The organism is Streptomyces sp. SD31 (genome assembly GCF_052068475.1).
In the GTDB taxonomy this organism is placed as follows: Bacteria; Actinomycetota; Actinomycetes; order Streptomycetales; family Streptomycetaceae; genus Streptomyces.
In genome coordinates this window covers 246,770-269,145 of record NZ_JBQHCX010000007.1, presented here as the reverse complement: position 1 = coordinate 269,145, position 22,376 = coordinate 246,770, and the positions used below count along the sequence as shown (strand labels likewise).

Sequence of the window (22,376 nt, the reverse complement as noted above, 5' to 3'; positions counted from 1 at the left end):
AGCACTCGAACAGTCGGCGCCCGGCCGTGGCCCCGCTCACCGGAGGAGTCCGGCCTTCTCGCAGGCGGACCTGAGGTTCGGGACGCAGATCTGGTCGATGGTGTACACGCCGTCCTTGACGAGTGTCTGCTCGATGGTGTCGACCGTGACCGCCGTCGGGGTGAGCAGGACGGACGGGACACCCTTGGTCGTGGGGCTGTCGGTGCTCGTCCTGGCGATGTCCCGGACGTCCTCGCCGCGCCCCAGGGCTACGGCCATGGCGGCGGCCGCGGTGGCTTCCGCCCGGAACGGTTTGTACACGGTCATGTACTGCTCGCCCTTGACGATGCGCCGCACGGCGTCGAGGTCGGCGTCCTGACCGGTGATCGGGGGCAGCCGCCGGACCCCGGCGCTCTTGAGAGCGGCGATGACGCCCGCGGCTATCGCGTCGTTGGCCGCCAGCACACCGCCGATCCGCTCCGGGCCCAGGGCCGCTATGGCCGCGGACATGTTGGCATGGGCGTTGTCCGTGCTCCAGCCCTGGGTGGCGTAGGTTCTGCCGATCCGCACCTTGCCCGTGAGGACGGACAGCGCGCCGCTGCGGTACCAGGCCGCGTTGGGGCTGGTGGGATCGCCGTTCATCATGACGACGTCGCGGGCACGCGGCCGGTCGCCCATGGCCTGGAGGAGCGCCTCGCCCTGGAGTCTGCCGACCTGGCCGCCGTCGAAGCTGACGAACCCGGAGATCGGGCCTTCGGCGAGCCGGTCGTAGGCGACGACCGGAACGCCCGCCTTGCGGGCCTCCTGGATCGAGGAGCGGAGCGCTCTGGTGTCGGCGGCGTCGAGGATCAGCACCCCGGCCCCCTTGGTGATCATGGAGATCATCTGTTGCCGCTGCCGCGCCGCGTCGTTCTCGGCGTTGGCGTAGAGCATGGTGCAGTCGGGGCACAGCTCCTTCAGCCGCTCCTCGATCAGCGGCTTGTCGGAGTGCTCCCAGCGGGGCACCGCGCGGCTCGGGAGCAGCAGGCCGACGGTGAAGCTGTCCGCGCCCGCATCGTCGTCGCCCCCGCAGGCGGCCAGGGACGCCGTCAGGAGTCCCGCGACGAGCACCGCGATGACGCGCCGCGCACGGGTCGGCAGGATCCTCATGGCGGACCCCCTCGTTCGGGTCGTGGCTCCGCGTCCGCCGGGGTCGGTGCCGGAGCCGGTTCACGGTGCGGTACGGCGATCTCGCTCCACACCTGTTTGCCGCCGGCCACCGGCATGGAGCCGAAGGACTCGGACATCGCCTCGACCAGCAGCAGCCCTCGGCCGCCGGTCGACTCCCAGTCCACGATCACGGGCTTGGCGGGTGCGCGTGGCGAGGAGTCGCTCACGCTGACCCGTACCCGGCCGGCCCTCAGCGTCAGATCGACGCTGACCGGGCCCTGGGTGTGCACCAGAGCGTTGGTGACCAGTTCGGACACGACGAGCAGGACGGGATCGGTGGCTTCTTCGACCTTCCACCGGCGCAGGGTGCGCGCGGTGAAGCGGCGGGCGTGCATGACGGCGTCGGGCAGCCGCCACACCGCCCAACCGGCCCTGGTCGGGCGGACCTTCATGCCGTCGTAGCGCATCAGCAACAGGGCGACGTCGTCCTCACGGCGGCCCACGTCGCCCAGCAGGGCGTCGGCCATGCGGCCCGGATCGGCCGGATCGGCCTCGGCGAGCGCGGCGGACGTACGGCGCATCCCTTCGTCCAGGGGCAGGTCGGCGGACTCGACCAGGCCGTCGGTGACCAGGGCGAGGACCGTGCCGGGGGCCAGGACGACCGAGGTCATGGGGAACTCTGCCTCCGCCAGAACGCCGAGCGGGAGCCCGCCTTCGACCTGGACCTCCTCGGTCCTGCCGTCGGGATGGCGCAACAGCGGTGCGAGGTGACCGGCCCGGACGAACAAGGTGGTTCCGCCGTCCATGTCCAGTTCGGCATAGCAGCAGGTGGCGAAGAGATCGGTCTCCATGCCGACGAGCAGCCGATTGGCGTGGGACATGACCACGTCGGGCGGATGGCCCTCCACCGCGTACGCCCGGACCGCGGTGCGCATCTGGCCCATGATCGTCGCGGCTCCGGCGCTGTGCCCCTGGACGTCTCCGATGACCAGCGCCACCCGGTCCTCGGAGAGCGCGATCACGTCGTACCAGTCACCGCCCACCTGCAGCCCCCGTCTGGCCGGCAGATAGCGGGCGACGGCCGTCCCGCCCGGCAGCTCGGGCAGGCGCCTGGGCAGCAGGCTGCGCTGCAGCAGCGTCGCGAGTTCCTGCTCGGCGTCGTGTGCGTGGGCGCGCTTGAGGGCCTGGCCGACCAGGGCGGCGGTGGCCGTGAGCAGGGAGCGTTCCTCGGGCGCGAACTCGTGCGGATCGTCCCAGCCGACCAGGCACACACCGGCGGGCCGGCCCTTGGCGGGGAGTGGCAGGACGGCAAGGCCACCGGTGCCGATGCCCTCCAGCCCGGGTTCGAAGGCCGTACCGGCCGGCCACAGATCCGTACGTCCGTCGCGCAGTGCCATCTGCAGGGTGGGCAGGGCGCTGACCGGCGCGTCCGGCCATTCCGAGCGCCACTGCGCGCGCCAGGTCTCCGGCCAGGCTGCGGGCTGCGGCGGGTCGAGCATGGTGACGGTGAGCCGGTCGTCCCGCAGCTCGGCGAGGGCCACCCGGTCGGCGCCCAGCGGTTCACGCAGCGCGGCCACGACCACGCGGCCGACGTCACGGACCTCTGTGGCGTCGTCGAGCGCGGCGGTCAGCCACTGGATCCTGGCGACGTCGTCGGCGCTCCGGCGCAGTACCGACGTCGCCGTCACCACGCCCAGCACCTGGTCCGGCCGGTCGTCGGCGCCCGCGACCAGTCGGCAGCTCAGGTTCAGCCAGCGCATCTCGCCGGTGGGGCGGCGGACCCGGAACTCCAGCTCCCGTCGGCCGAACGCGGGTGTGGACGGCTCCAGGACCGACATCAGCGCGTGCATGTCCTCGGGGAGGGCGTGCGCGAGCAGGGTGTCCGCCTTGCCGTCGAAGTCGTCGGGCGTGATGCCGACCAGTTCGAGCAGGATGTCGTCCGCCTCGACCAGGCCGGTGTTCGGCACCAGGACGAAGGAGCCGATCCGCAGACTCCGCAGGGCTGGACCGAGCAGCGGCACCGGCGCGGGCCGGCCCTCTCCGGCCTGGAGCAGGCCGGCGACCGCGTCGGCGTACCGCTCCAGGAAGCGCCGGTGCTCGGCCTCGAAGCCGGTTCTGGCGGCGCCCACGACGACCAGGCAGCCCAGCCGCCCGCCGTCCGACCCGAGCGGCAGCGCCCCGAGCGACAGCTCCGCCCGTGGCGGCGTCGGCCCGCCTTCGGGATAGGAGGCGAGTTCGGGGGGGTTCAGCCACAGGGGGCGGCCGGTGCGGAAGGCGTACGCCGCGGGTGAGCCGCCCGACACGGGCAGACGCTCCGGCAGCCCGTACTCGGAGGTGGCGCAGCCGACCGTTTCCGTCAGCCGGAGTTCTTCTTCTCCCGCGTCGGGCCCTCCCGCATCGGGCCCGCCCGCGCCGGGCACGTAGACGGCCACCAGCGCCGCTCCGGCGAACCTGAGGACCCGATCGACCGCGGCGACCTCCGGCACCGGAGGCGGTGAACCGATGTCCGCGGCGCCGGCCTCGGATGCCCGCAGCTCGGGGAATCCGGCCCAGGGACGGCCGTCTTGAGGCATGTCCGCTACCTACCTCCCGCCCATGCCGCCGGTGCCGACATATAGGGATATAGAGGCACCTTCCCACCAGAATCGCATAGGTGTGCAATCAGGACAGACGGGCGCCATCGCCTTCTCCGGCGGAGGTCACCGCGGGCCGATCCACCGCGTTCGCAGATCACCCCGGCCGGTGTCACACTGACGACGTGGTCGGACTTCTGCCCGGCAGCACGCGAGCAGCCGCGTGTGAGGTCGGCGACCGTGATCCGCCAGGACCCCTGTGACCGCCCCCTCCCCACGCACGGCGAAGGTCAAGGGAGGTCTCTGAAGATGAAGACCCGCACCCGGGACGCGGCCATGGCCGTGGCCGTGCTCTCCACGACCGTCGCTCTCGCGGCCTGCGGGTCGTCGGGCGACAGCTCCTCGGGCGACGGAGGCGAATCGAACGGGGGAGACACGCCGAGTATCGGTCTGCTGCTGCCGGACTCCACCACCGCTCGCTGGGAGACACAGGACGGCCCGCTGCTCGAGACGAAGATCAAGGAGCTGTGCGGCGAGTGCGCGGTCGAGCATGCCAACGCCAAGGGCGACGTCGCCCTCCAGCAGGAGCAGATGGACGTGATGATCACTGCGGGAGTCGATGCCATCGTGCTCGTGGCCGTGGATGCGAGATCCCTCGCCGCGGCGGTCCGCAGCGCGAACGAAGCTGACATCCCGGTCATCGCCTACGACCGTCTCGCCGAGGGCCCGATCTCCGGTTATGTCTCCTTCGACGGTGAGGAGGTCGGCAGACTCCAGGGCCGGGCGCTGCTGAAGGCCATGGGCGACGGCGGCGAGCACCAGATCGTGATGATGAACGGCGATCCCAGCGACCCCAACGCGGTGTCGTTCAAGAAGGGCGCGCTGTTCGTGCTCGAGGGACGGGTGAAGATCGGCAAGGCGTACGACACGCTCCAGTGGAGGCCGGAGAACGCGCACATGAACATGTCCGGCGCCATCTCCGCCCTCGGCGTCGGCAACATCGACGGGGTCTACGCGGCCAACGACGGCCTCGCCGCCGGCAGCATCTCCGCCCTCAAATCGAACAAGGTCGACCCGCTTCCCCCCGTCACCGGGCAGGACGCCGAACTCACGGCTCTGCAGCGCATCCTGGGCGGTGATCAGTACATGACCGTCTACAAGCCGTTCGCACCCGAGGCTTCCGCCGCCGCCACCATGGCCGTCGCCGCGGCCCGCGGCGAGAGTCTCGACCGCGTCGCCACGGACGAGGTGAGCACGCGCGGCGCCGACGCGGTTCCGGCCGTCATGCTCACCCCCCTGTCCGTGACCGCCGACAACATCAAGGACACCTTGGTGAAGGACGGCGTGTACACGATCGAGCAGATCTGCACCCCCGAACTCAAAGCCGCCTGCGACGAAGCCGGGCTGACCTGACGGCCCGTGCACCGAGACCAGGTCCGGCCCTCGCCGGGCCCCGGGAAGGAGATGGTGTCCCGTGCCGGCTCCCCCCTTGCTGGCGCTGCGCGGCGTGTGCAAGCGATTCGGCGTAGTCGAGGTCCTCAGCGATGTCGAGCTGGAGATTCACGCCGGCCAGGTAGTCGCTCTGCTGGGCGACAACGGGGCCGGCAAGTCCACCCTGGTCAAGGTGATCTCCGGCGTCATCCCGGCGGACAAGGGCGTCATCGAGTGGGAGGGGCGCACGGTCCAGATCAGGCGCCCCCATGACGCACGCGAGCTCGGCATCGCCACCGTCTACCAGGATCTCGCGCTGTGCGGGAACCTCGACGTCGTCGGCAATCTGTTCCTCGGCCGGGAGATCCGCAGGTTCGGGTTCCTCGACGAGATGGAGATGGAGCGCCGCTCCAGACATCTGCTGGACCGTCTGACCAGAGGCGTCCCCGATCTGCGCGCCCCCGTCGTCTCCCTGTCCAGCGGCCAGCGGCAGACGGTCGCCATCGCCCGCTCGCTGCTCGGCGACCCGCGGGTGCTCCTCCTGGACGAACCGACCGTCGCCCTGGGGTTCGAGCAGACCGCCGAGGTCCTGGACCTCGTCGACGAACTGCGCGACCGCGGCATGGGAATCGTCCTGATCAGCCACAACATGGGCGACGTGAAGGCGCTCGCGGACCGCGCCGCCGTACTGCGGCTCGGCCGCAACAACGGGTTCTTCGACGTGAACACCGCGTCCCAGGAACAGATCATCGCCTCCGTCACCGGCGCGACGGAGAACGTTCCCCGCCAGATGACCCACCGGGAGGCGGGGTGGTGAAAGGCATGCGCGGCAATGCGGACACCGCACGGACCGAGCCCTCCGAGGCCCCTCGGCCAAGGCGCGAGCGGGCCGTCGCCCGGGCCGTGGAGAGCTCGGTCGACCTGTTCCGGCGCAAGGTGCGCGCCGGTGAACTGGGCTCGCTCCCCGTCGTCCTGGTCCTCGCCACCGTCTGGATCATCTTCCAGTCCCTCAACGACAACTTCCTCTCCCCCCGCAACCTGTCCAATCTCAGCGTCGACATCGTGGGCACCGGCCTGATCGCGGTGGGCATCGTCTTCGTGCTGCTGCTGGGCGAGCTCGACCTGTCGGTCGGTTCGATCAGCGGTCTCGCCGCGGCCGCCTTCGCCGTTCTGAACGTCAACAACGGCGTGCCGGAGTGGCTCGCCCTGGTCATCGCGGTGCTCGCGGGCACCGCGGCCGGCACCGTGCAGGGGTTCTCCTTCGCCAGAACGCGGGTGCCGGCGTTCGTCGTCACGCTGGCGGGGCTGCTGACCTGGAACGGCCTGATGCTGTACATCCTCGGGACCAGCGGCACGATCAACCTCGACGAGAACGGACTCGTCGCCCGTCTGACGAACTACTACTTCACCGACGACGCCGTCGCCTACGGCCTGGCAGCCGTCGCCGCGGGCGCGGTCTTCCTCGTGTCGTACCAGGACGCGCTGCGTCGCAGGGCCGTCGGCATGCCGCACCGCTCGCTCCAGGCGATCGTCGTACGCACGGGCGCTCTCGCGGTGGTCGCCTTCGCCGCGGCGTACCTGCTCAACCGCTTCCAGGGTCTGCCGCTCGCCCTGCTGATCTTCCTCGTGGTGGTGGCGGGACTCGACATCGTGCTCCGCCGCACGCACTACGGCCGTCAGGTCTACGCTCTCGGCGGCGGCGTCGAGGCCGCCCGCCGCGCCAGTCTCAATGTGACGGGCGTGCAGACCGCGGTGCTCGCGGTCTCGGGCACCATGGCCGCGATCGGTGGTCTGTTCCTGGCCTCGCGGATCACCTCGGTGAGCCAGAGTTCCGGCTCCGGCGTCCTGCTGCTCAACGCCATCGCGGCGGCCGTCATCGGCGGCACCAGTCTGTTCGGCGGACGGGGCACGACCTGGTCCGCGGTGCTCGGCATGCTGGTCATCCAGTCGATCGCCTCGGGCATGGCGATCACGGACACCCCGACCGCGGTCCAGTTCATGATCACGGGCGGGGTGCTGTTCGCCGCGGTGGTCATCGACTCGCTGTCGCGACGCACGCAGGAGGCTCACGGGCGGGCTTGACGGCCCACTCCTGGGTCCGAGCCGCCCGCCGGAACAGCGTGAGGGGATTCGACGGGCGTGGGCGCTCCCTTGCCCCGCCTACACGAGTCACCTAGTTTGACTTTGTGCCGCTCATAAACAAACTCCGTTCGCACAACGCCGTGCCGGACAGGCCACTCGGCGCACTCACCCGACTCCGTATCGCCCTCACAGTCTTCTTCGCCCTCGACGGCTTCGTCTTCGCCGGCTGGGTCGTGCGCATCCCGGCCATCAAGCAGCAGACCGGCGCCTCCGCCAGCACCCTCGGCCTGGCCCTCCTCGGCGTCTCCGCCGGCGCCGTGGTCACGATGGTGCTCACCGGACGCCTGTGCCGCCGCTACGGCAGCCACCAGGTCACCGTCGTCTGCGCGGTCCTGCTCTCCCTCAGCGTCGCCCTCCCTCCGCTCACCCACTCCGCACCGGCCCTCGGCGCCGTCCTTTTGCTCTTCGGAGCGGCCTACGGCGGGATCAACGTGGCCTTCAACAGCGCCGCCATCCACCTCGTCGCCGCCCTCCGGCGACCGATCATGCCGAGCTTCCACGCGGCCTTCAGCCTGGGCGGCATGATCGGTGCGGGCCTGGGCGGACTGGTCGCCGGCCACCTCTCCCCCACCCGGCACCTGCTCGGCCTGACCGTCGTCGGGCTGATCGTGACCGCCCTCGCGGGACCCACCCTCCTGCGCCACGAGCCACCGCGGCCGCCCGACGCCCCACGACACGGCTCCGGCGAGGGCGCCCCGCGCCGCCTCGACCGCCGCACCCGAGGACTCGTGACCGTCTTCGGGGTGATCGCGCTGTGCACGGCATACGGCGAAGGGGCCATGGCCGACTGGGGAGCCCTGCACCTCGAACAGGACCTCGGCGCCTCGCCCGGGCTCGCGGCCGTGGGGTACTCGTGCTTCGCGCTGGCCATGACCATCGGGCGCCTGACGGGCACGGTCCTGCTCGAACGCCTGGGCCGTACCAGGACCGTGGTCGCGGGCGGCGCCACCGCTGCCGCCGGGATGCTGCTCGGCTCCCTCGCCCCCTCCGTGTGGGCGGCCCTGATCGGCTTCGCCGTGACCGGGCTCGGCCTCGCCAACCTCTTCCCGGTCGCCGTCGAACGCGCCGGCACACTCGCCGGACCCAGCGGCGTCGCGACCGCCTCCACGCTCGGCTACGGCGGCATGCTGCTGGGGCCGCCCGCGATCGGGTTCATGGCCGACTGGTTCTCCCTGTCCACCGCCCTGACCAGTATCGCCGTGCTGGCGGCAGCGGCGGCGCTGATCGGCTTCGTCACACGGCACGCGGCGGCCGACCGAGCGGGAGACCAGGCCCTGTCGTCCGGATCAGGCCGGCCGTGAGGTGCTGCGCCTTCCGGCCGGCCCGAACCGGTGGCGATGGGGGTGCGGCCTGGAGGCCCTTCTCGGCAGGACGGCCCCCTGACCGAGCCCCGGCCATTGCCGCTCTGCCCCTCCCCCGCACACCATGGCCCGATGGCGCGACTCCACGACATCGTCATCGACTGTGCCCGCCCGGCCGCCACGGCCCGGTTCTGGGCCGCCGCCCTCGACGGTTACGCCGTCGCCCCGTACGACGACGCCGAACTCGCCCGTCTGCGCGCCCAGGGGATCGCCGACCCGGAGGACGACCCGACCGTGCTCGTCGAGCCCCGTGGCGGCGGCCCCCGCCTGTGGTGCCAGCTGGTCCCGGAGCCCAAACGCGTCAAGAACCGGCTGCACCTGGACCTCGTCTCCGCCGCCCGGGAGACCGAGATCAACCGGCTCGTGACCCTCGGCGCGACCGTCCAGGCCCGGCACGAGGACCACGACGTCCTGGCCGACCCCGAGGGAAACGAGTTCTGCCTCTTCGCCCTGCACCCGTGAACCGCCCTCGGACGCGGGCGAGTTCGTCGGCACCGAACGACGACACGTACCGGCCGTCGCCGAAGGCGTGCCGGCCCGCCGCACCCCGGCCCCAGCCCTTCCCTTCGACCGCGCTCCATCGTGCACACTCTGCCCATGGAGACAGCCGAGTTCGTTCGATTCCTGGACCGCGAGGGTCTGCTGCTCGCCGCGGCCGCCGAGGAGGCGGGGGTCGATGCCAAGGTGCCGACCTGTCCGGAATGGCAAGTCCGGGATCTGGTGCGGCACACGGGGACGGTGCATCGCTGGGCGGCGTCTTTCGTCGCCGACGGCCATACCTCCCGCCGTCCCCTCGATGACCCGCCCGACCTCGACGGCGCCGACCTTCTGGCCTGGTTCCGGGAAGGACACCGTCACCTCGTCGACACCCTCTCCTCCGCCTCCCCCGACGTCCGGTGCTTCCACTTCCTGCCCGCGCCCTCGCCGCTCGCGTTCTGGGCACGCAGGCAGGCCCACGAGACGGCCGTGCACCGCTTCGACGCGGAGGCCGCACGCGGCGGCACACCCAGCGAGCTCGACGCCGGCTTCGCGGCGGACGGCGTGGACGAGTTGCTGCGCGGCTTCCATGCCCGGCCCAAGAGCCGGGTCCGCAGCGCCGAGCCGCGGCTGCTGCGAGTGCGGGCGACGGACACGGACGACGCGGTGTGGACCGTACGGCTGTCCCAGGAGCCGCCCTTGACCGAGCGGGGCGATGCCGGCCGGGCCGACTGCGAGATCGCCGGACCGGCCGCGCTGCTGTATCTGTCGCTGTGGAACCGGCTGCCCTTGCCGAGCGTGACCGGCGACGCATCGGTGGCCGCGCTGTGGCACGAGAACTCGGCCGTCATCTGAGCTGAACCCAGGGCGTACGCCGCTCAGTTCGCGAGCATCCTCGTCAGCACCGCACGCTGCACCGGCAGTACCTCGCCGTGCAGCGTGCGCCCCTTCGCCGTGAGGGCCACGCGCACACCGCGCCGGTCCTCCTCGCACATGCAGCGCTGGACGAGACCGTCCTTCTCCAGCCGGGCGATGAGCCGCGACAGCGCACTCTGACTGAGATGCACCCGCTCGGAGATCTCCTGGACGCGCAATGCCTCGGCGCTCCTCGAGCCGCCCCGCGGCGAGCCCGCGGCCAGTACGTCCAGGACCTCGAAGTCGCTGGCGCACAGGCCGTGTTGGTGCAGCGCACGGTCCAGTTCGCACTGCGTGCGGGCGTGCAGGGCCAGGATGTCCCGCCACTGGTCCACGAGCGCCTGCTCGGCCTTCTTCGCCGCCATGGCCGCACCGTAGCAGAACGCGGAATTCATTGCATCAGAATTAAATGCGCTTGCATTTCATGCGCATGCATGTAGTGTTCCTCGGCATGACCTCTCCGCTCACCCACCCCACGTCCGAGGGACGTTGGACCCCCCGGCTGTGGGGCACCCTGCTGGTGCTGTGCGCCGCGATGTTCCTGGATGCGCTGGACGTGTCGATGGTCGGTGTCGCCCTGCCGTCCATCGGCGCCGACCTGGGCCTGTCCACCTCGACCCTGCAATGGATCGTCAGCGGCTACATCCTGGGATACGGCGGCCTGCTCCTGCTCGGCGGCCGCACCGCCGACCTGCTGGGCCGGCGCCAGGTCTTCCTGGTGGCCCTCGCCGTCTTCGCGCTCGCCTCGCTGCTCGGCGGGCTCGTCGACTCGGGTCCGCTACTGATCGCCAGCCGCTTCATCAAGGGCCTGGCCGCCGCTTTCACCGCTCCCGCCGGCCTGTCCATCATCACCACGACCTTCGCCGAAGGCCCGGTACGCAACCGCGCGCTGGCGATCTACACCACCTGCGGCGCCACCGGCTACTCGATGGGCCTCGTCTTCTCCGGCCTGCTCACCGAGGCGAGTTGGCGCCTCACCATGCTGCTCCCGGCGCCTGTCGCGCTGATCGCCCTGTTCTTCGGCCTGAAGCTGCTGCCGCGCAGCGAGCGCGAGCGGGCCGACGGCGGTTACGACATCCCCGGCGCCGTCCTCGGCACCGCCTCGATGCTGCTGCTGGTCTTCACCGTCGTCGAGGCGCCCGAGGTCGGCTGGGGCTCCCTGCGCACGGTCCTGTCCTTCGTCGCCGTCGTCGTCCTGCTGGCGGCCTTCGTGGCCGTCGAGCGCCGCAGCCCGAGCCCGCTGGTCCGGCTCGGCGTGCTGCGCTCCGGGGCCCAAGTGCGGGCGCAGTTGGGGGCGTTGACGTTCGTCGGCAGTTATATCGGGTTCCAGTTCCTGGTCACGCTGTACATGCAGCAACTGCTGGGCTGGTCGGCGCTGCACACGGCGCTGGCGTTCCTGCCGGCGGGCGCGCTGGTGGCGCTGTCGGCGACGAAGGTCGGCACGATCATCGACCGGTTCGGCACAGCCCGGTTGATAGCGATCGGCTTCGCCCTCATGGTCGCCGGCTACATCCTGTTCCTGCGCATCGACCTCGACCCGGTCTACGCGGCGGTGATCCTGCCCACCATGCTGCTGGTCGGCTCGGCCTTCGCGCTGACCTTCCCCTCGCTCAACGTCCAGGCCACGAACGGCGTCGACGAACACGAGCAGGGCATGGTCTCGGGCCTGCTCAACACCTCGGTCCAGGTGGGCGGCGCGCTCTTCCTGGCCGTCGTGACGGCGGTCCTGACCGCGAACGCTCCCGCGGAGCCCGCGTCCCCGCAGGCGGTTCTCGACAGCTACCTGCCCGCTCTGGTGGTGATCACGGTGATCGCGGTCGCGGGTCTGCTGATCTCCCTCACGGGACTGCGCACCCGCCCCAAGCAGCAGACCGTCGTGGTGGCCAAGTCCATGTCCCAGGAGGCGGAGCGCGTCGGCGTACGCGACTAGGTCGTGTCCGCAAAGTCCCGCCGTCCGCCCAGGAGGGCGGGCCGCGGGGCAGGCGGGAATCGTCAGACAGGCCCTGGGGGGAGCCCCCTTCACCGTCCGCCCGGCGGGAGCCGCTTGCTCCGCCGGGCGCACGCCTGTGAGACTTCCCGTATGACCACGTATGGGGGACGGCGCGATCAGGCCGAGCGGGACGCGATCACCGTAGAGATCGGATACGCCCTGTGCAGCGCGGCGTTCGCGGCGGCCGTGCTGTTCGGGGCCGTGGCGGGGCCGGCGTTCGCCTTCGAGCTGTCGGCCGGAGCGCGCGGCACGCTCGTCGGAGCGGGAGCGACCGCGGCCGCCGTCCTTTTCGTCGCCCGTGTCGTCAGCGTGCTGGTCCGCTTCGGGCGGCGCAAGGCCGCCGGGGACGAGGCGGCTCAGCCCAGCCAGCCCGGGCGGACCAACCCGGACTCGTAGGCAAGGACGACGAGTTGGGCCCGGTCCCGGGCGCCGAGCTTCACCATGGTGCGGCTGACATGGGTCTTCGCGGTGAGGGGACTGACCACCAGGCGGCGGGCGATCTCCTCGTTGGACAGTCCGATGCCGACCAGGGCCATCACCTCCCGCTCGCGCTCGGTGAGTCGGGCGAGGGAGTCGGCGGCCGCGGGCTCCTTGGAGCGGGCGGCGAACTCGGCGATGAGGCGGCGGGTCACGCCGGGCGAGAGCAGCGCGTCGCCCTCGACCACCGCCCGTACGGCACGCAGGAGTTCCTCCGGCTCGGTGTCCTTGACCAGGAAGCCGGAGGCGCCCGAGCGGATGGCCTCGAAGACGTACTCGTCGAGTTCGAAGGTGGTGAGCATGACCACCTTGACGCCCGTCAGGTCACCGTCGTCGGTGATCCGGCGGGTCGCGGCGAGGCCATCGAGGAGCGGCATGCGGATGTCCATCAGGACGACGTCCGGCCGCAGTTCCCGCACCTTGCGCAGGGCCTCCTCACCGTCGGAGGCCTCCCCGGCCACCTCGATGTCCGGCTGCGCGTCGAGGAGCGCCCGGAAGCCGGCCCGCACCAGTGACTGGTCGTCGGCGAGCAGTACACGGATCACCGGTCCTCCTCCACCTCGCGGGAAGCCTTCAACGGCAGTACGGCGAGCACCCGGAACCCGCCGTCGGCCCGCGGGCCGGCCTCGATCGTGCCACCCAGCGCGCCCGCCCGCTCCCGCATTCCGGCGAGTCCGTTGCCGCTGCCGCCCGCGTCGGCACCGGTCGCGGGACCGTCGTCGTCGATACGCAGCCGTAGCGTCGTCCCGTCGTCGTGATCGAGGTGCACGCGTGCGTGCCTCGACTGCGAGTGGCGTACGACATTGGTGAGGGCCTCCTGGATGATCCGGAAGGCGGCGAGGTCCGTGCCGGGTGCCAAGCGGGGCGGCTCGCCCACGACCTCGACGGTGAGGCCCGCGCTCGCCGCCTGCCGCACCAGTTCGGGCAGCCGGTCGAGGCCGGGTGCCGGGGCGCGGGGCGCGTCGCCGGGGGCGCGCAGGGTGTCGAGGACCTGGCGGACCTCGCCGAGCGCCTCCTTGCTCTTGGCCTTGATGGTGGTGAGCGCCGTACGGGCCTGCTCGGGGTCGGTGTCGAGGAGGGCGAGGCCGACGCCCGCCTGCACATTGATCACGGAGATGCTGTGCGCGAGGACGTCATGCAGTTCGCGGGCGATCCGCAGCCGCTCCTCGTCGGCCCGCCGGCGCGCCGCCTGCGCCCGCTCGGCCCGCTCCCGCACCCACTGCTCGCGCCGGGTCTTCGCCAGCTCCGACACCGCCAGGATCGCCGCCACCCAGGCGGCGATCACGCCCTCCTGCCCCCAGGGCGCGGCCGGGTCATCGGACGGCGGCAGCCACTGGTACAGCCAGTGGGCCACCAGCGCGTGCCCGACCCAGAACACTCCGACGGCCGCCCAGGCGGCCCTGCGGTGCCCGGTGACGATGGCGTTGAAGCAGGCCACGGCCACGGCGACGAAGACCGGCCCGTACGGGTACCCGGCACCCAGGTAGACCGTGGCGGCCACCGCCGTACCGAACACGACGGCCACCGGATACCGTTTGCGCCACAGCAGGAGCCCCGCCGCCACGAGCAGCAGCGCGCGGGCGAAGGGGTCGAGCGCCTCCCGGTCGTCCAGCTGGCCCTCGGCTGCGAAGTTCGAGCCGGCCAGCACGAAGACCGTGATCAGCACGGTGGAGCGCCAAGGCCGGCCAGGAGTGTGCTCCTCGCCGTCCTCCCACCGGTTCCACCACGGCGGCCCGTGCCGCCACCACATCGGCGGCCCGCCGCCCCGGCGCACCTGCTGCTCGTCCATGTCCGCCACGCTAGACGCGATGACGGCGGGGCGGCGTCACCCGCGCGTGGTGATCACGCCTACTCCCCGCGAAGTACGTCCGCGCCCTCGTCCGCAGCCACGGGCTCCCTGCCCCTGAGCCGACGCAGCCGCCGCGAGTACGTCGACGGACTCGTCCGCCCTCGTGGCGGCACACCCGCTGCGCGAACGCCTCGTTTCCGCGCCGGCCGGCCGACGCCCTGGGCGCGGCCCCGGAGCCCGCACTGCGCTCGCGTCGGCCTACGGCCGGCCCTCCTGCAGCCCCACGCCGTGCGCGAGCCGGGCCACCGCATGCCGGAAGAACGTCTCCCTGTCCTCCACGACCCGGTGGAACTGTCCGAACAGCTCGAACCCGACGAGCCCGAAGAGCTCGGCCCAGGAGGCGACGAGGGCCGCGACGTTCGCCGGGGGGAGGTCGGGGGCCAGGTCGGCGGCCATGCGCTCGGCCTCGGGGCGCAGTTCGGCGGGCAGGGGCGGTTCGCAGAGGCCGGAGCCGGTGCCGGAGTCGGAGTCGTGGTGGGCGTCGCGGAGGATGCCGATGAAGACGAGGCCGACGCGGGAGGCGGGCGGGACGGTGGTGTCGGGCGCGGTGTAGCCGGGGACGGGCGAGCCGTAGATCAGCGCGTACTCGTGCGGATGCCGCAGCGCCCAGTCACGCACGGCCTCGGCCACCGCCGTCCAGCGCCGCACGGGCCCGGCGGGGGCGGCCTTGTCGCGCGCGGTCTCGGCGCGCTCACCGAGGGAGTCGTAGGCGTCGATGATGAGCGCGGTCAGCAGATCGTCCCGGCTGGGGAAGTAGCGGTAGAGGGCGGAGGAGACCATCCCGAGTTCCCGGGCCACGGCACGCAGCGAGAGCTTGGCGGCCCCCTCGGCCGCGAGCTGTCTGCGCGCCTCGTCCTTGATGGCCGCGGTGACTTCCATCCTGGCGCGGGCCCGGGCGCCCTGTGCGGTGCTGCTCATGCGAGACAGTCTCCCACGAAAAGCAGAGCAGCGCACACATTCGAGAGCAGTGCTCTTGCTTTGGATCAGCAATCTCGTGCACACTGCTCTCAAGCGAGAGCACCGCTCTCTCAATCGGTTTCCATCTGTGGGGGTCACCATGTCGTCGCCGTACTACCTCAAGGGCAGCCCGCTGAACGTCCGCCTCAACACGGTCATCGGCTGGCTGGCCCGACACGGGCTCAGCATCGCGGGCTCGGCGGAGATGTCGGTGCGCGGGCGCAAGAGCGGCCGGATGCAGCGCATCCCGGTCAACCCGCACACATACGACGGCACGCAGTACCTCGTCTCGGCCCGCGGCCACTCCCAGTGGGTGCGCAACATGCGCGCGGCCGGCGGCGGAGAGCTGCGCGTCGGGCGCAAGGTGCGTGAGTTCTCCGCGGTGGAGCTGCCCGACGAGGAGAAGCTCCCGATCCTGCGGACCTATCTGGAGAAGTGGGGCTGGGAGGTCAACCAGTACTTCCAGGGGGTCACCGCGAAGTCCTCCGACGAGGAGATCATCGCCTGCGCCCCGGACCACCCCGTCTTCCGGATCAGCATCCGGAAGTGACCCGTGGTCGTCGTCAGGAGGTGGCCTCTTCCTCCGCCGGCGCCGCGCGGCGGTCCAGCGCGGTCAGGGCGCGCTGGGCCATGGGATGGGTGCGCACGATCTCGCCCAGTGACGTGGAACCGCGCACGATGTCCATGAACGCCTTCCAGGCCGGCCGGAAACCGGTCAGCGCCGCGTGGAAGAGACCGGGACGGCGCTCGAACACCATCAGCAGCCGCTTGCCGACGCTCATCTCGACGCCGAGCCCCGCCTTGATCGCGAAGGCGTAGTTCAGCGCTTGGCGCCGGGTGTCCACCGCGTCGTTCGCCTCGGCGATCCGCACCGCCCACTCCCCCGCGAGCCGCCCCGACCGCAGCGCGAAGGAGATGCCCTCGCGCGTCCACGGCTCCAGCAGGCCCGCCGCGTCACCGCACACCAGCACGCGCCCGCGTGACAGCGGCGAGTCGTCGGCGCGGCAGCGCGTCAAGTGGCCGGAGGAGACGCTCGGTTCGAACCCGGCGAGCCCGAGCCGCCCGATGAACTCCTCCAGGTACCGCTTGGTCGCGGCTCCTTCACCGCGCGCCGAGATCACACCGACCGTGAGCGTGTCCCCCTTGGGGAACACCCAGCCGTAACTGCCGGGAATGGGCCCCCAGTCGATGAGGACCCGCCCCTTCCAGTCCTCGGCGACCGTCTCCGGCACCGGGATCTCCGCCTCCAGGCCGAGATCCACCTGGTCGAGCTTGACCCCGACATGCGCTCCTATCCGGCTCGCGCTGCCGTCCGCGCCGACGACGGCCCGCGCGAGCAGCGTCTCGCCGCCCTGCAGGACGACGGCGACGCTGCGCCGGTCCGGCACCGCCGAGCCGTGCTGCTCGACGCGCTGCACGGTGACACCCGTACGCAGTTCGGCGCCCGCCTTCTGCGCGTGCTCGACCAGCTGCTGGTCGAACTCTGGGCGGTTGATCAGCCCGAACAGCATCTGCTTGGAGCGGCGGGTGCGGGTGAAGCGGCCGTTGTTCGAGAACGTGACCGCGTGCACCCGGTCCCGGAAGGGCAGCTCGAAGCCGGGCGGGAGCGAGTCGCGCGAGGGGCCGATGATGCCGCCGCCGCATGTCTTGTAGCGCGGCAGCTCCGCTTTCTCCAGCAACAGCACGCGCCGCCCGGCGACGGCCGCCGCATACGCGGCCGAGGCTCCCGCGGGTCCCGCGCCCACCACGACGACGTCCCACACCCGCTGCACGTCGTCCGCCGAAGAGTTCTCGCTGCTCACGATGGTCTACTGCTCCCGATCAAGCCGCCTACGCCTGCTGTTCCCCCGCATCCTACGGCGGGCATCGTCGCAGGCCGCTGTGGGAGGATCACAGCACTCATACGTACAACGTCGCACCCACAAGGAGCGTGCCCATGTCGTCGAATCCGGTCGCCGAGACCGTCGCCTCCCTGATGCCCAGGGCGAAGGCGGAGCTCACCGAGCTGGTGGCGTTCAAATCGGTGGCGGACTTCGATCAGTTCCCGAAGAGCGAGAGCGAAGGCGCCGCCCGCTGGGTCGCCGACGCGCTCGGCGCCGAGGGCTTCCAGGACGTGGCGCTGCTCGACACCCCCGACGGCACACAGTCCGTGTACGGCTACCTGCCCGGCCCCGAGGGCGCGAAGACGGTCCTGCTGTACGCCCACTACGACGTGCAGCCCCCGCTGGACGAGGCCGCCTGGAGCACCCCGCCCTTCGAGCTGACAGAGCGCGACGGCCGCTGGTACGGGCGGGGGTCCGCCGACTGCAAGGGCGGCCTGATCATGCACCTGCTCGCGCTGCGCGCGCTGAAGGCGAACGGCGGCATACCGGTCCACGTCAAGGTGATCGCCGAGGGCTCGGAGGAGATGGGCACGGGTGGTCTGGAGCGGTACGCCGAGCAGCACCCGGAGCTGTTGGAGGCCGACACGATCGTGATCGGCGACGCGGGCAACTTCCGCGTGGGCCTGCCGACGGTCACCTCGACCCTGCGCGGCATGACCCTTGTCCGCGTGCAGATCGACACGCTCGAAGGCAACCTGCACTCCGGCCAGTTCGGCGGGGCCGCGCCCGACGCGCTCGGCGCGCTGATCCGCGTACTGGACTCGCTGCGCGCCGAGGACGGCTCGACGACGGTGGACGGGCTGACCGGTGACTCGTCGTGGCAGGGCCTGCACTACGAGGAGGGGCAGTTCCGCGCGGACGCCAGGGTCCTCGACGGCGTCGAGCTGATCGGCTCCGGCACGGTCGCCGACCGTATCTGGGCCCGCCCCGCCGTCACGGTCCTCGGCATCGACTGCCCGCCGGTCGTCGGCGCCACCCCGTCCGTGCAGGCGAGCGCCCGCGCGCTGATCAGCCTGCGGGTGCCGCCGGGCGTGGACGCGGCCGAGGCGACCAAGCTGCTCCAGGCCCACATCGAGGCGCACACGCCGTGGGGTGCCCGGGTGCGCACCGAGCAGATCGGCCAGGGCCAGGCGTTCCGCGCCGACACGAGCAGCCCGGCCTATCAGGCGATGGCGGACGCGATGGCGGTGGCGTACCCGGGCCAGGAGATGCAGTACGCCGGCCAGGGCGGCTCGATCCCCCTGTGCAACACCCTCGCCGCCCTCTATCCGCACGCGGAGATCCTCCTCATCGGCCTGAGCGAGCCGGAGGCCCAGATCCACGCCGTGAACGAGAGCGTGTCCCCGCAGGAGCTGGAGCGCCTGTCGGTCGCCGAGGCGCTGTTCCTGCGCAATTACGCGGCGAGTTGAGGGACTTCGCGCTGAAGATGGGTGCATGACCCGCACCGATCGCCTCACCGCGCACACCGACATCGCCACGTCCCTCGCGCTGCTCTCCGACCACGAACTCGGAGTCCTCGTGGAGTCGGGCGCGCCGCTCGGCACCGGGATCGGCGGACGGTCGACGCTGATCGAGGTGGACGGCAGCCGGGTCTTCGTCAAGCGAGTCCCGCTCACCGACGTCGAGTTACGGCCGGGGAACGTCCGCTCCACGGCGGACCTCCTCGGCCTGCCAGCCTACTTTCACTATGGCATCGGCAGTCCGGGGTTCGGTGCCTGGCGGGAGCTCGCCGTGCACACGATGACCACGAACTGGGTGCTGGCCGACCGGTTCGGGGGGTTCCCGCTGATGCACCACTGGCGGGTCCTGCCCGACGCACCACGGCCGTTGCCCGAAGCGCTGGCTGACGTCGAGCGGGCCGTCGCCTACTGGGGCGGCGACCCGCAGGTGCGCGAGCGTATCGAGGGGCTGCGGACGGCGTCCGCGAGCCTGGCCCTGTTCCTGGAGTACGTGCCCCACACCCTGCACGACTGGTTCGACGCCCAGCTGCGCACGGACGGCGCCGACGCCGCCTGCGCTTTGGTGGAGCAGGGACTCAGGGCAGCCACCGACTTCCTCCACGAGCGCGAACTCCTGCATTTCGACGCCCACTTCAACAACATCCTCACCGACGGACGGCAGCTCTACCTCGCCGACTACGGCCTCGCGCTGTCAGCCCGCTTCCCGCTCTCGCCCGAGGAGCACGAGTTCTTCGGCCGACACCGCCTCTACGACCGCTGCTACACCGCCACCCACCTGGTGAACTGGCTGGCCACCGCGCTGTACGGGTACGGCCTGCCGGAGCGCGAGGCCTTCGTGCGGGACTGCGCCGACGGCATGCGACCCCAGGGAATCCCGCGGGCCGCCGCCGACATCGTCGTCCGGTACGCGCCCCTCGCCGCCGCCGTGGGTGACTTCAACCGCCGGCTGGTGCACGAGAGCAGACTGACGCCGTACCCGCACGAAGAACTGCGCCGCGCCGTTCAGGACATGGGAATCCCGGCCTCCAGGTAGAGCGCCGCCCCACGTTCCCGCGCCCGCAACGCCCAGCGCAGCCGCTCATAACGCACCGGCGGCAGCAGATCGGCGGCCTCGGCCTCGGTGACGAAGCGCCAGTCGCGCAGCTCGGGTCCCGGCAGCAGCAGACGTTCGGCCTCCCCCGAGTCGAGACGGCCGCCGTCGAAAAGGAGCCGCAGACCTCCGTATCCGGGGGGCAAGGGCCGTTCCCAGTCGATGACGAGGAGCCGCGGTACCTCCTCCAGCCGTATCCCCGTCTCCTCCGCGACCTCGCGCATACCCGCGCGCGCGGGCGCCTCGCCGGACTCGACGACGCCGCCGGGAAACTCCCAGCCGGCCTTGTACGTGGGGTCGACGAGCAGCACGCGGTCCTGTTCGTCGAAGAGAAGGACCCCCGAGGCGACGGTCTCGGCGGTGGGCTCGGGCGTCTGCACGATGTCGCAGACGGGGACCGTACCGCTGCCGACGGCCTCGGCGATCCGGGCAGCTGTCTCGTAGGGAGTCAGACCGCTGTTGTCGACGGGATGGGCGTCGGCGGTGAGCCAGGAAGCGAGTGCGGCGCGATACGGCTCTATGTGGTCGTACGACCACTGCCGGATCCGTATCTCGCCGTCGGGCAGGTCGGACGGGAGCTCCCGCCCGGCTATTCGCTCCCGCAGGATCGTTTCCGCCGGGGCGAGGAGCACATGCTGGACGGTGATGCGGCGGGCGGCGAGGCCACCGAAGATCTCGTCGCGGTATTCCTGGCGGAGCAGCGTCATCGGAACCACGAGGGTTCCGCCGAGCTCGGCGAGCAGCGCCGCCGCCGTGTCGATCACGAGACGCCGCCAGATCGGCAGGTCCTGGAAGTCACCGACCTCGGTGAGGTGTTTGGGCGGGAGCAGGTGGGTGAGTGCTCCGCCGATGACCTCGGGGTCGAAGAGCGTGCTGTTCGGGATCAGCTCGATCAGTTCGCGTGCGGTGGTGGTCTTCCCCGCACCGAACGCGCCGTTGATCCAGACGATCACGTTTCCCCCTCTTCTGTTGGCCCCCTGTGGCTTGCCCGCTCCACCCTGCCACGGAAACCAGCTCCAGTAGAGAGCGCATGACAACGGCGCCGACACCCGCTCGGATACGGGGTACGGCGCCGCGTGATCGGGTCGGTCGTGCTCGTCAGCGCTTCTTCTTGTGGGGGGCGTTGTTCACGGCCCGGTCCGTTTCGCGGTTGATGGCCGTGCCGACGGTGTCCAGGGCGCGGTCCACGCTGATCCCGGCGACCTTGGTCTGACCGCTCATGGGGAGGCCGCCGAGCTTGCTCTGACCGCCCATGTCCAGGCCGCCGACCTTGGGCTGACCGCCGGTGTCGGGCAGCCCGGCGGCAGGCGACCCGGCGCCGGAGGCACCCGAGGACTCGGCCGAATGGGACGGAGTGACCGCCGCGACGACGAATCCGGTGGCGAGGGAGGCAATGGCAAGCATGCTGCGCTTCTTCATGGCCGGTTAAACGGCGAAACGGCCTGTGTGGTCACGCCCCGCCTCCAGACAATCGGGACAGTGCGGGAGCCCCGGGCCCGGTCCGCCGCCGGTCGACCCGGCGCAGCCGCACGCGCTGCGCGAGATCGTCGGCCGCTTCCGGCCATCGGGCGTAGTCGAAGACGAACCCCTCGTCGAGCAGCCGGCCGGGGACGACACGCCGGCTCTTGAGCAGGAGCTCGGTGTCCGAGCGCAGCGCGAACGCGCCGAGTTCCGCCATCCACTTCGTCGCGGGCAGCCCCACGGGGACGCCCCACGCGGAGCGAAGGGTCCGCATGAAGGCGCGCTGGGGCAGCGGTTCGGGAGCGGCGAGGTTCACCGGCCCCCGCAGATCGTCCCGCTCGACCAGGAACTCGACCGCGCGGACGAAGTCCCGGTCGTGGATCCAGGAGACGTACTGCCCACCGCCCGCGACGGGACCGCCGAGCCCCAGCCGGGCCAGCCGCAGCAGGACGTCGAACACGCCGCCGCGGTCGGGACTCATCACCATGGCGGAGCGGAGGGCGACCTTCCGGGTGTGCGGCGTGTCGGCCTCTTCCTGCGCCCGCTCCCAGGCCCTGGCGATCCGCACGCTGTAGCCCCAGTAGTCCGGCACATCGGGCTCGCTGCCGCCGATGACGCCCGTGGCCTCGTCGTGCGGCGCGTCGAAGCGGTGCGCGTAGATGGTGGCCGTGCTCATCTGCAGCCAGACCCGCGGCGGCCGGGCGGCGCTCGCGATCGCCTCGCCGACGACCTCGGTGGAGCGCACGCGCGAATCCATCATGGCCTGCAGATTGGGCGCGGTGTAGCGGCAGCTGACGCTGCGGCCGGCCAGGTTGATCACGACGTCACTGCCGTCGATCTCCGTGGCCCACGGGCCCGACGTCGCACCGTCCCAGTGGACCTCGCCTGCACGCGTGGGCCGTCGGGTCAGGACGACCACCTCGTGTCCCGCAGCGGTCAGCGCACGGTTCAGGACCGTTCCCACCTGCCCGGTTCCTCCGGGAATCACTATCTTCATCGGCTCCCCCTCTGGGTGTGGGAACGAGCTTAGCGCAGACAGTTGAACATGTTCAAAACTTTCTTGCGACACCACCGCGGGTACTGACATTCATCACTGTCCTCGGCCCCTGACTCGCCCCAGCCCGGAGGGAGTTGAAGCCAGGGCGAGGGAACGGGGGCACGTGTGACGGCGACAGAGCGGGT

21 protein-coding genes are annotated in these 22,376 nt (G+C 71.4%); 11 read left to right on the top strand and 10 right to left on the bottom strand.

Features of this window, described 5'->3' with window-relative positions:
* Positions 1–36: 36 nt before the first annotated feature.
* Both ACTMVF_RS17550 and ACTMVF_RS17545 read right to left on the bottom strand, forming a co-directional pair.
* Positions 37–1,128, bottom strand: coding sequence for a sugar ABC transporter substrate-binding protein (locus ACTMVF_RS17550; protein WP_441271973.1), 1,092 nt, complete (start codon positions 1,126–1,128; stop codon positions 37–39).
* Positions 1,125–3,701 carry a SpoIIE family protein phosphatase gene (locus tag ACTMVF_RS17545; protein ID WP_441271972.1) on the bottom strand — a complete coding sequence of 859 codons (2,577 nt, stop codon included), beginning with the start codon at positions 3,699–3,701 and terminating at the stop codon, positions 1,125–1,127. The genes ACTMVF_RS17550 and ACTMVF_RS17545 overlap by 4 nt, the downstream gene beginning before the upstream one ends.
* A 309-nt stretch (positions 3,702–4,010) precedes the next feature.
* Here ACTMVF_RS17545 and ACTMVF_RS17540 point away from each other — a divergent pair, with 309 nt between their 5' ends.
* The 6 genes from ACTMVF_RS17540 (at position 4,011) to ACTMVF_RS17515 (ending at position 9,967) form a co-directional block, all read left to right on the top strand.
* Positions 4,011–5,114 carry a substrate-binding domain-containing protein gene (locus ACTMVF_RS17540; RefSeq protein ID WP_441271971.1) on the top strand — a complete coding sequence of 368 codons (1,104 nt, stop codon included), beginning with the start codon at positions 4,011–4,013 and terminating at the stop codon, positions 5,112–5,114.
* A gap of 61 nt (positions 5,115–5,175) precedes the next feature.
* The gene (locus ACTMVF_RS17535) at positions 5,176–5,949 is read left to right on the top strand and encodes an ATP-binding cassette domain-containing protein (protein ID WP_441271970.1); all 774 of its coding nucleotides are present in this window, start codon (positions 5,176–5,178) and stop codon (positions 5,947–5,949) included.
* Between the two features lie 5 nt (positions 5,950–5,954).
* Entirely contained in the window at positions 5,955–7,214 is a 1,260-nt protein-coding gene (locus ACTMVF_RS17530; protein WP_441271969.1) for a sugar ABC transporter permease, read from the top strand.
* A gap of 104 nt (positions 7,215–7,318) precedes the next feature.
* A complete protein-coding gene (locus ACTMVF_RS17525; RefSeq protein ID WP_441271968.1) occupies positions 7,319–8,575 on the top strand; it encodes an MFS transporter in 1,257 nt (418 codons plus the stop codon).
* Between the two features lie 132 nt (positions 8,576–8,707).
* Entirely contained in the window at positions 8,708–9,097 is a 390-nt protein-coding gene (locus ACTMVF_RS17520; protein ID WP_441271967.1) for a VOC family protein, read from the top strand.
* A gap of 135 nt (positions 9,098–9,232) precedes the next feature.
* Positions 9,233–9,967 carry a maleylpyruvate isomerase family mycothiol-dependent enzyme gene (locus ACTMVF_RS17515; protein WP_441271966.1) on the top strand — a complete coding sequence of 245 codons (735 nt, stop codon included), beginning with the start codon at positions 9,233–9,235 and terminating at the stop codon, positions 9,965–9,967.
* 23 nt (positions 9,968–9,990) lie between these two features.
* Here the strand turns inward: ACTMVF_RS17515 and ACTMVF_RS17510 are convergent, their stop codons facing one another.
* Positions 9,991–10,392, bottom strand: coding sequence for a MarR family winged helix-turn-helix transcriptional regulator (locus ACTMVF_RS17510; protein ID WP_441271965.1), 402 nt, complete (start codon positions 10,390–10,392; stop codon positions 9,991–9,993).
* Positions 10,393–10,478: 86 nt separating this feature from the next.
* Here ACTMVF_RS17510 and ACTMVF_RS17505 point away from each other — a divergent pair, with 86 nt between their 5' ends.
* Positions 10,479–11,957, top strand: a complete 1,479-nt coding sequence (locus tag ACTMVF_RS17505; RefSeq protein ID WP_441272093.1) for an MFS transporter — start codon at positions 10,479–10,481, stop codon at positions 11,955–11,957.
* Between the two features lie 150 nt (positions 11,958–12,107).
* Positions 12,108–12,413: a DUF6332 family protein gene (locus tag ACTMVF_RS17500; protein ID WP_441271964.1), complete on the top strand. Its 306-nt coding sequence runs from the start codon at positions 12,108–12,110 to the stop codon at positions 12,411–12,413.
* Here ACTMVF_RS17500 and ACTMVF_RS17495 read toward each other — a convergent pair.
* The 3 genes from ACTMVF_RS17495 to ACTMVF_RS17485 form a co-directional block, all read right to left on the bottom strand.
* Complete coding sequence (locus tag ACTMVF_RS17495; RefSeq protein WP_441271963.1) at positions 12,374–13,039, bottom strand: response regulator; 666 nt, start codon at positions 13,037–13,039, stop codon at positions 12,374–12,376. The genes ACTMVF_RS17500 and ACTMVF_RS17495 overlap by 40 nt on opposite strands.
* Entirely contained in the window at positions 13,036–14,283 is a 1,248-nt protein-coding gene (locus ACTMVF_RS17490) for a sensor histidine kinase (RefSeq protein WP_441271962.1), read from the bottom strand. Before ACTMVF_RS17490 ends, ACTMVF_RS17495 begins: the two co-directional genes overlap by 4 nt.
* A gap of 258 nt (positions 14,284–14,541) precedes the next feature.
* Entirely contained in the window at positions 14,542–15,261 is a 720-nt protein-coding gene (locus ACTMVF_RS17485) for a TetR/AcrR family transcriptional regulator (protein ID WP_441271961.1), read from the bottom strand.
* Positions 15,262–15,400: 139 nt separating this feature from the next.
* Between ACTMVF_RS17485 and ACTMVF_RS17480 the strand changes: the two genes are divergently transcribed.
* Positions 15,401–15,850 carry a nitroreductase family deazaflavin-dependent oxidoreductase gene (locus tag ACTMVF_RS17480; RefSeq protein WP_441271960.1) on the top strand — a complete coding sequence of 150 codons (450 nt, stop codon included), beginning with the start codon at positions 15,401–15,403 and terminating at the stop codon, positions 15,848–15,850.
* Positions 15,851–15,863: 13 nt separating this feature from the next.
* Here the strand turns inward: ACTMVF_RS17480 and ACTMVF_RS17475 are convergent, their stop codons facing one another.
* Complete coding sequence (locus tag ACTMVF_RS17475; RefSeq protein WP_441271959.1) at positions 15,864–17,102, bottom strand: geranylgeranyl reductase family protein; 1,239 nt, start codon at positions 17,100–17,102, stop codon at positions 15,864–15,866.
* 134 nt (positions 17,103–17,236) lie between these two features.
* On the opposite strand from ACTMVF_RS17475, the gene ACTMVF_RS17470 reads away from it, so the two are divergent.
* Both ACTMVF_RS17470 and ACTMVF_RS17465 read left to right on the top strand, forming a co-directional pair.
* Entirely contained in the window at positions 17,237–18,592 is a 1,356-nt protein-coding gene (locus tag ACTMVF_RS17470; RefSeq protein ID WP_441271958.1) for a dipeptidase, read from the top strand.
* 25 nt (positions 18,593–18,617) lie between these two features.
* Positions 18,618–19,676 carry a protein kinase family protein gene (locus tag ACTMVF_RS17465; protein WP_441271957.1) on the top strand — a complete coding sequence of 353 codons (1,059 nt, stop codon included), beginning with the start codon at positions 18,618–18,620 and terminating at the stop codon, positions 19,674–19,676.
* Here ACTMVF_RS17465 and ACTMVF_RS17460 read toward each other — a convergent pair.
* The 3 genes from ACTMVF_RS17460 to ACTMVF_RS17450 form a co-directional block, all read right to left on the bottom strand.
* Positions 19,646–20,686 (bottom strand): NUDIX hydrolase, encoded by a 1,041-nt coding sequence (locus ACTMVF_RS17460; protein ID WP_441271956.1) that lies wholly within the window; start codon positions 20,684–20,686, stop codon positions 19,646–19,648. The two genes, ACTMVF_RS17465 and ACTMVF_RS17460, sit on opposite strands and share 31 nt — an antisense overlap.
* 145 nt (positions 20,687–20,831) lie before the next feature.
* Entirely contained in the window at positions 20,832–21,137 is a 306-nt protein-coding gene (locus tag ACTMVF_RS17455) for a hypothetical protein (RefSeq protein WP_441272100.1), read from the bottom strand.
* 46 nt (positions 21,138–21,183) lie between these two features.
* On the bottom strand, positions 21,184–22,191 hold the full coding sequence (locus ACTMVF_RS17450; RefSeq protein WP_441271955.1) for a TIGR01777 family oxidoreductase: 1,008 nt from the start codon (positions 22,189–22,191) through the stop codon (positions 21,184–21,186).
* Between the last annotated feature and the right edge of the window lie 185 nt (positions 22,192–22,376).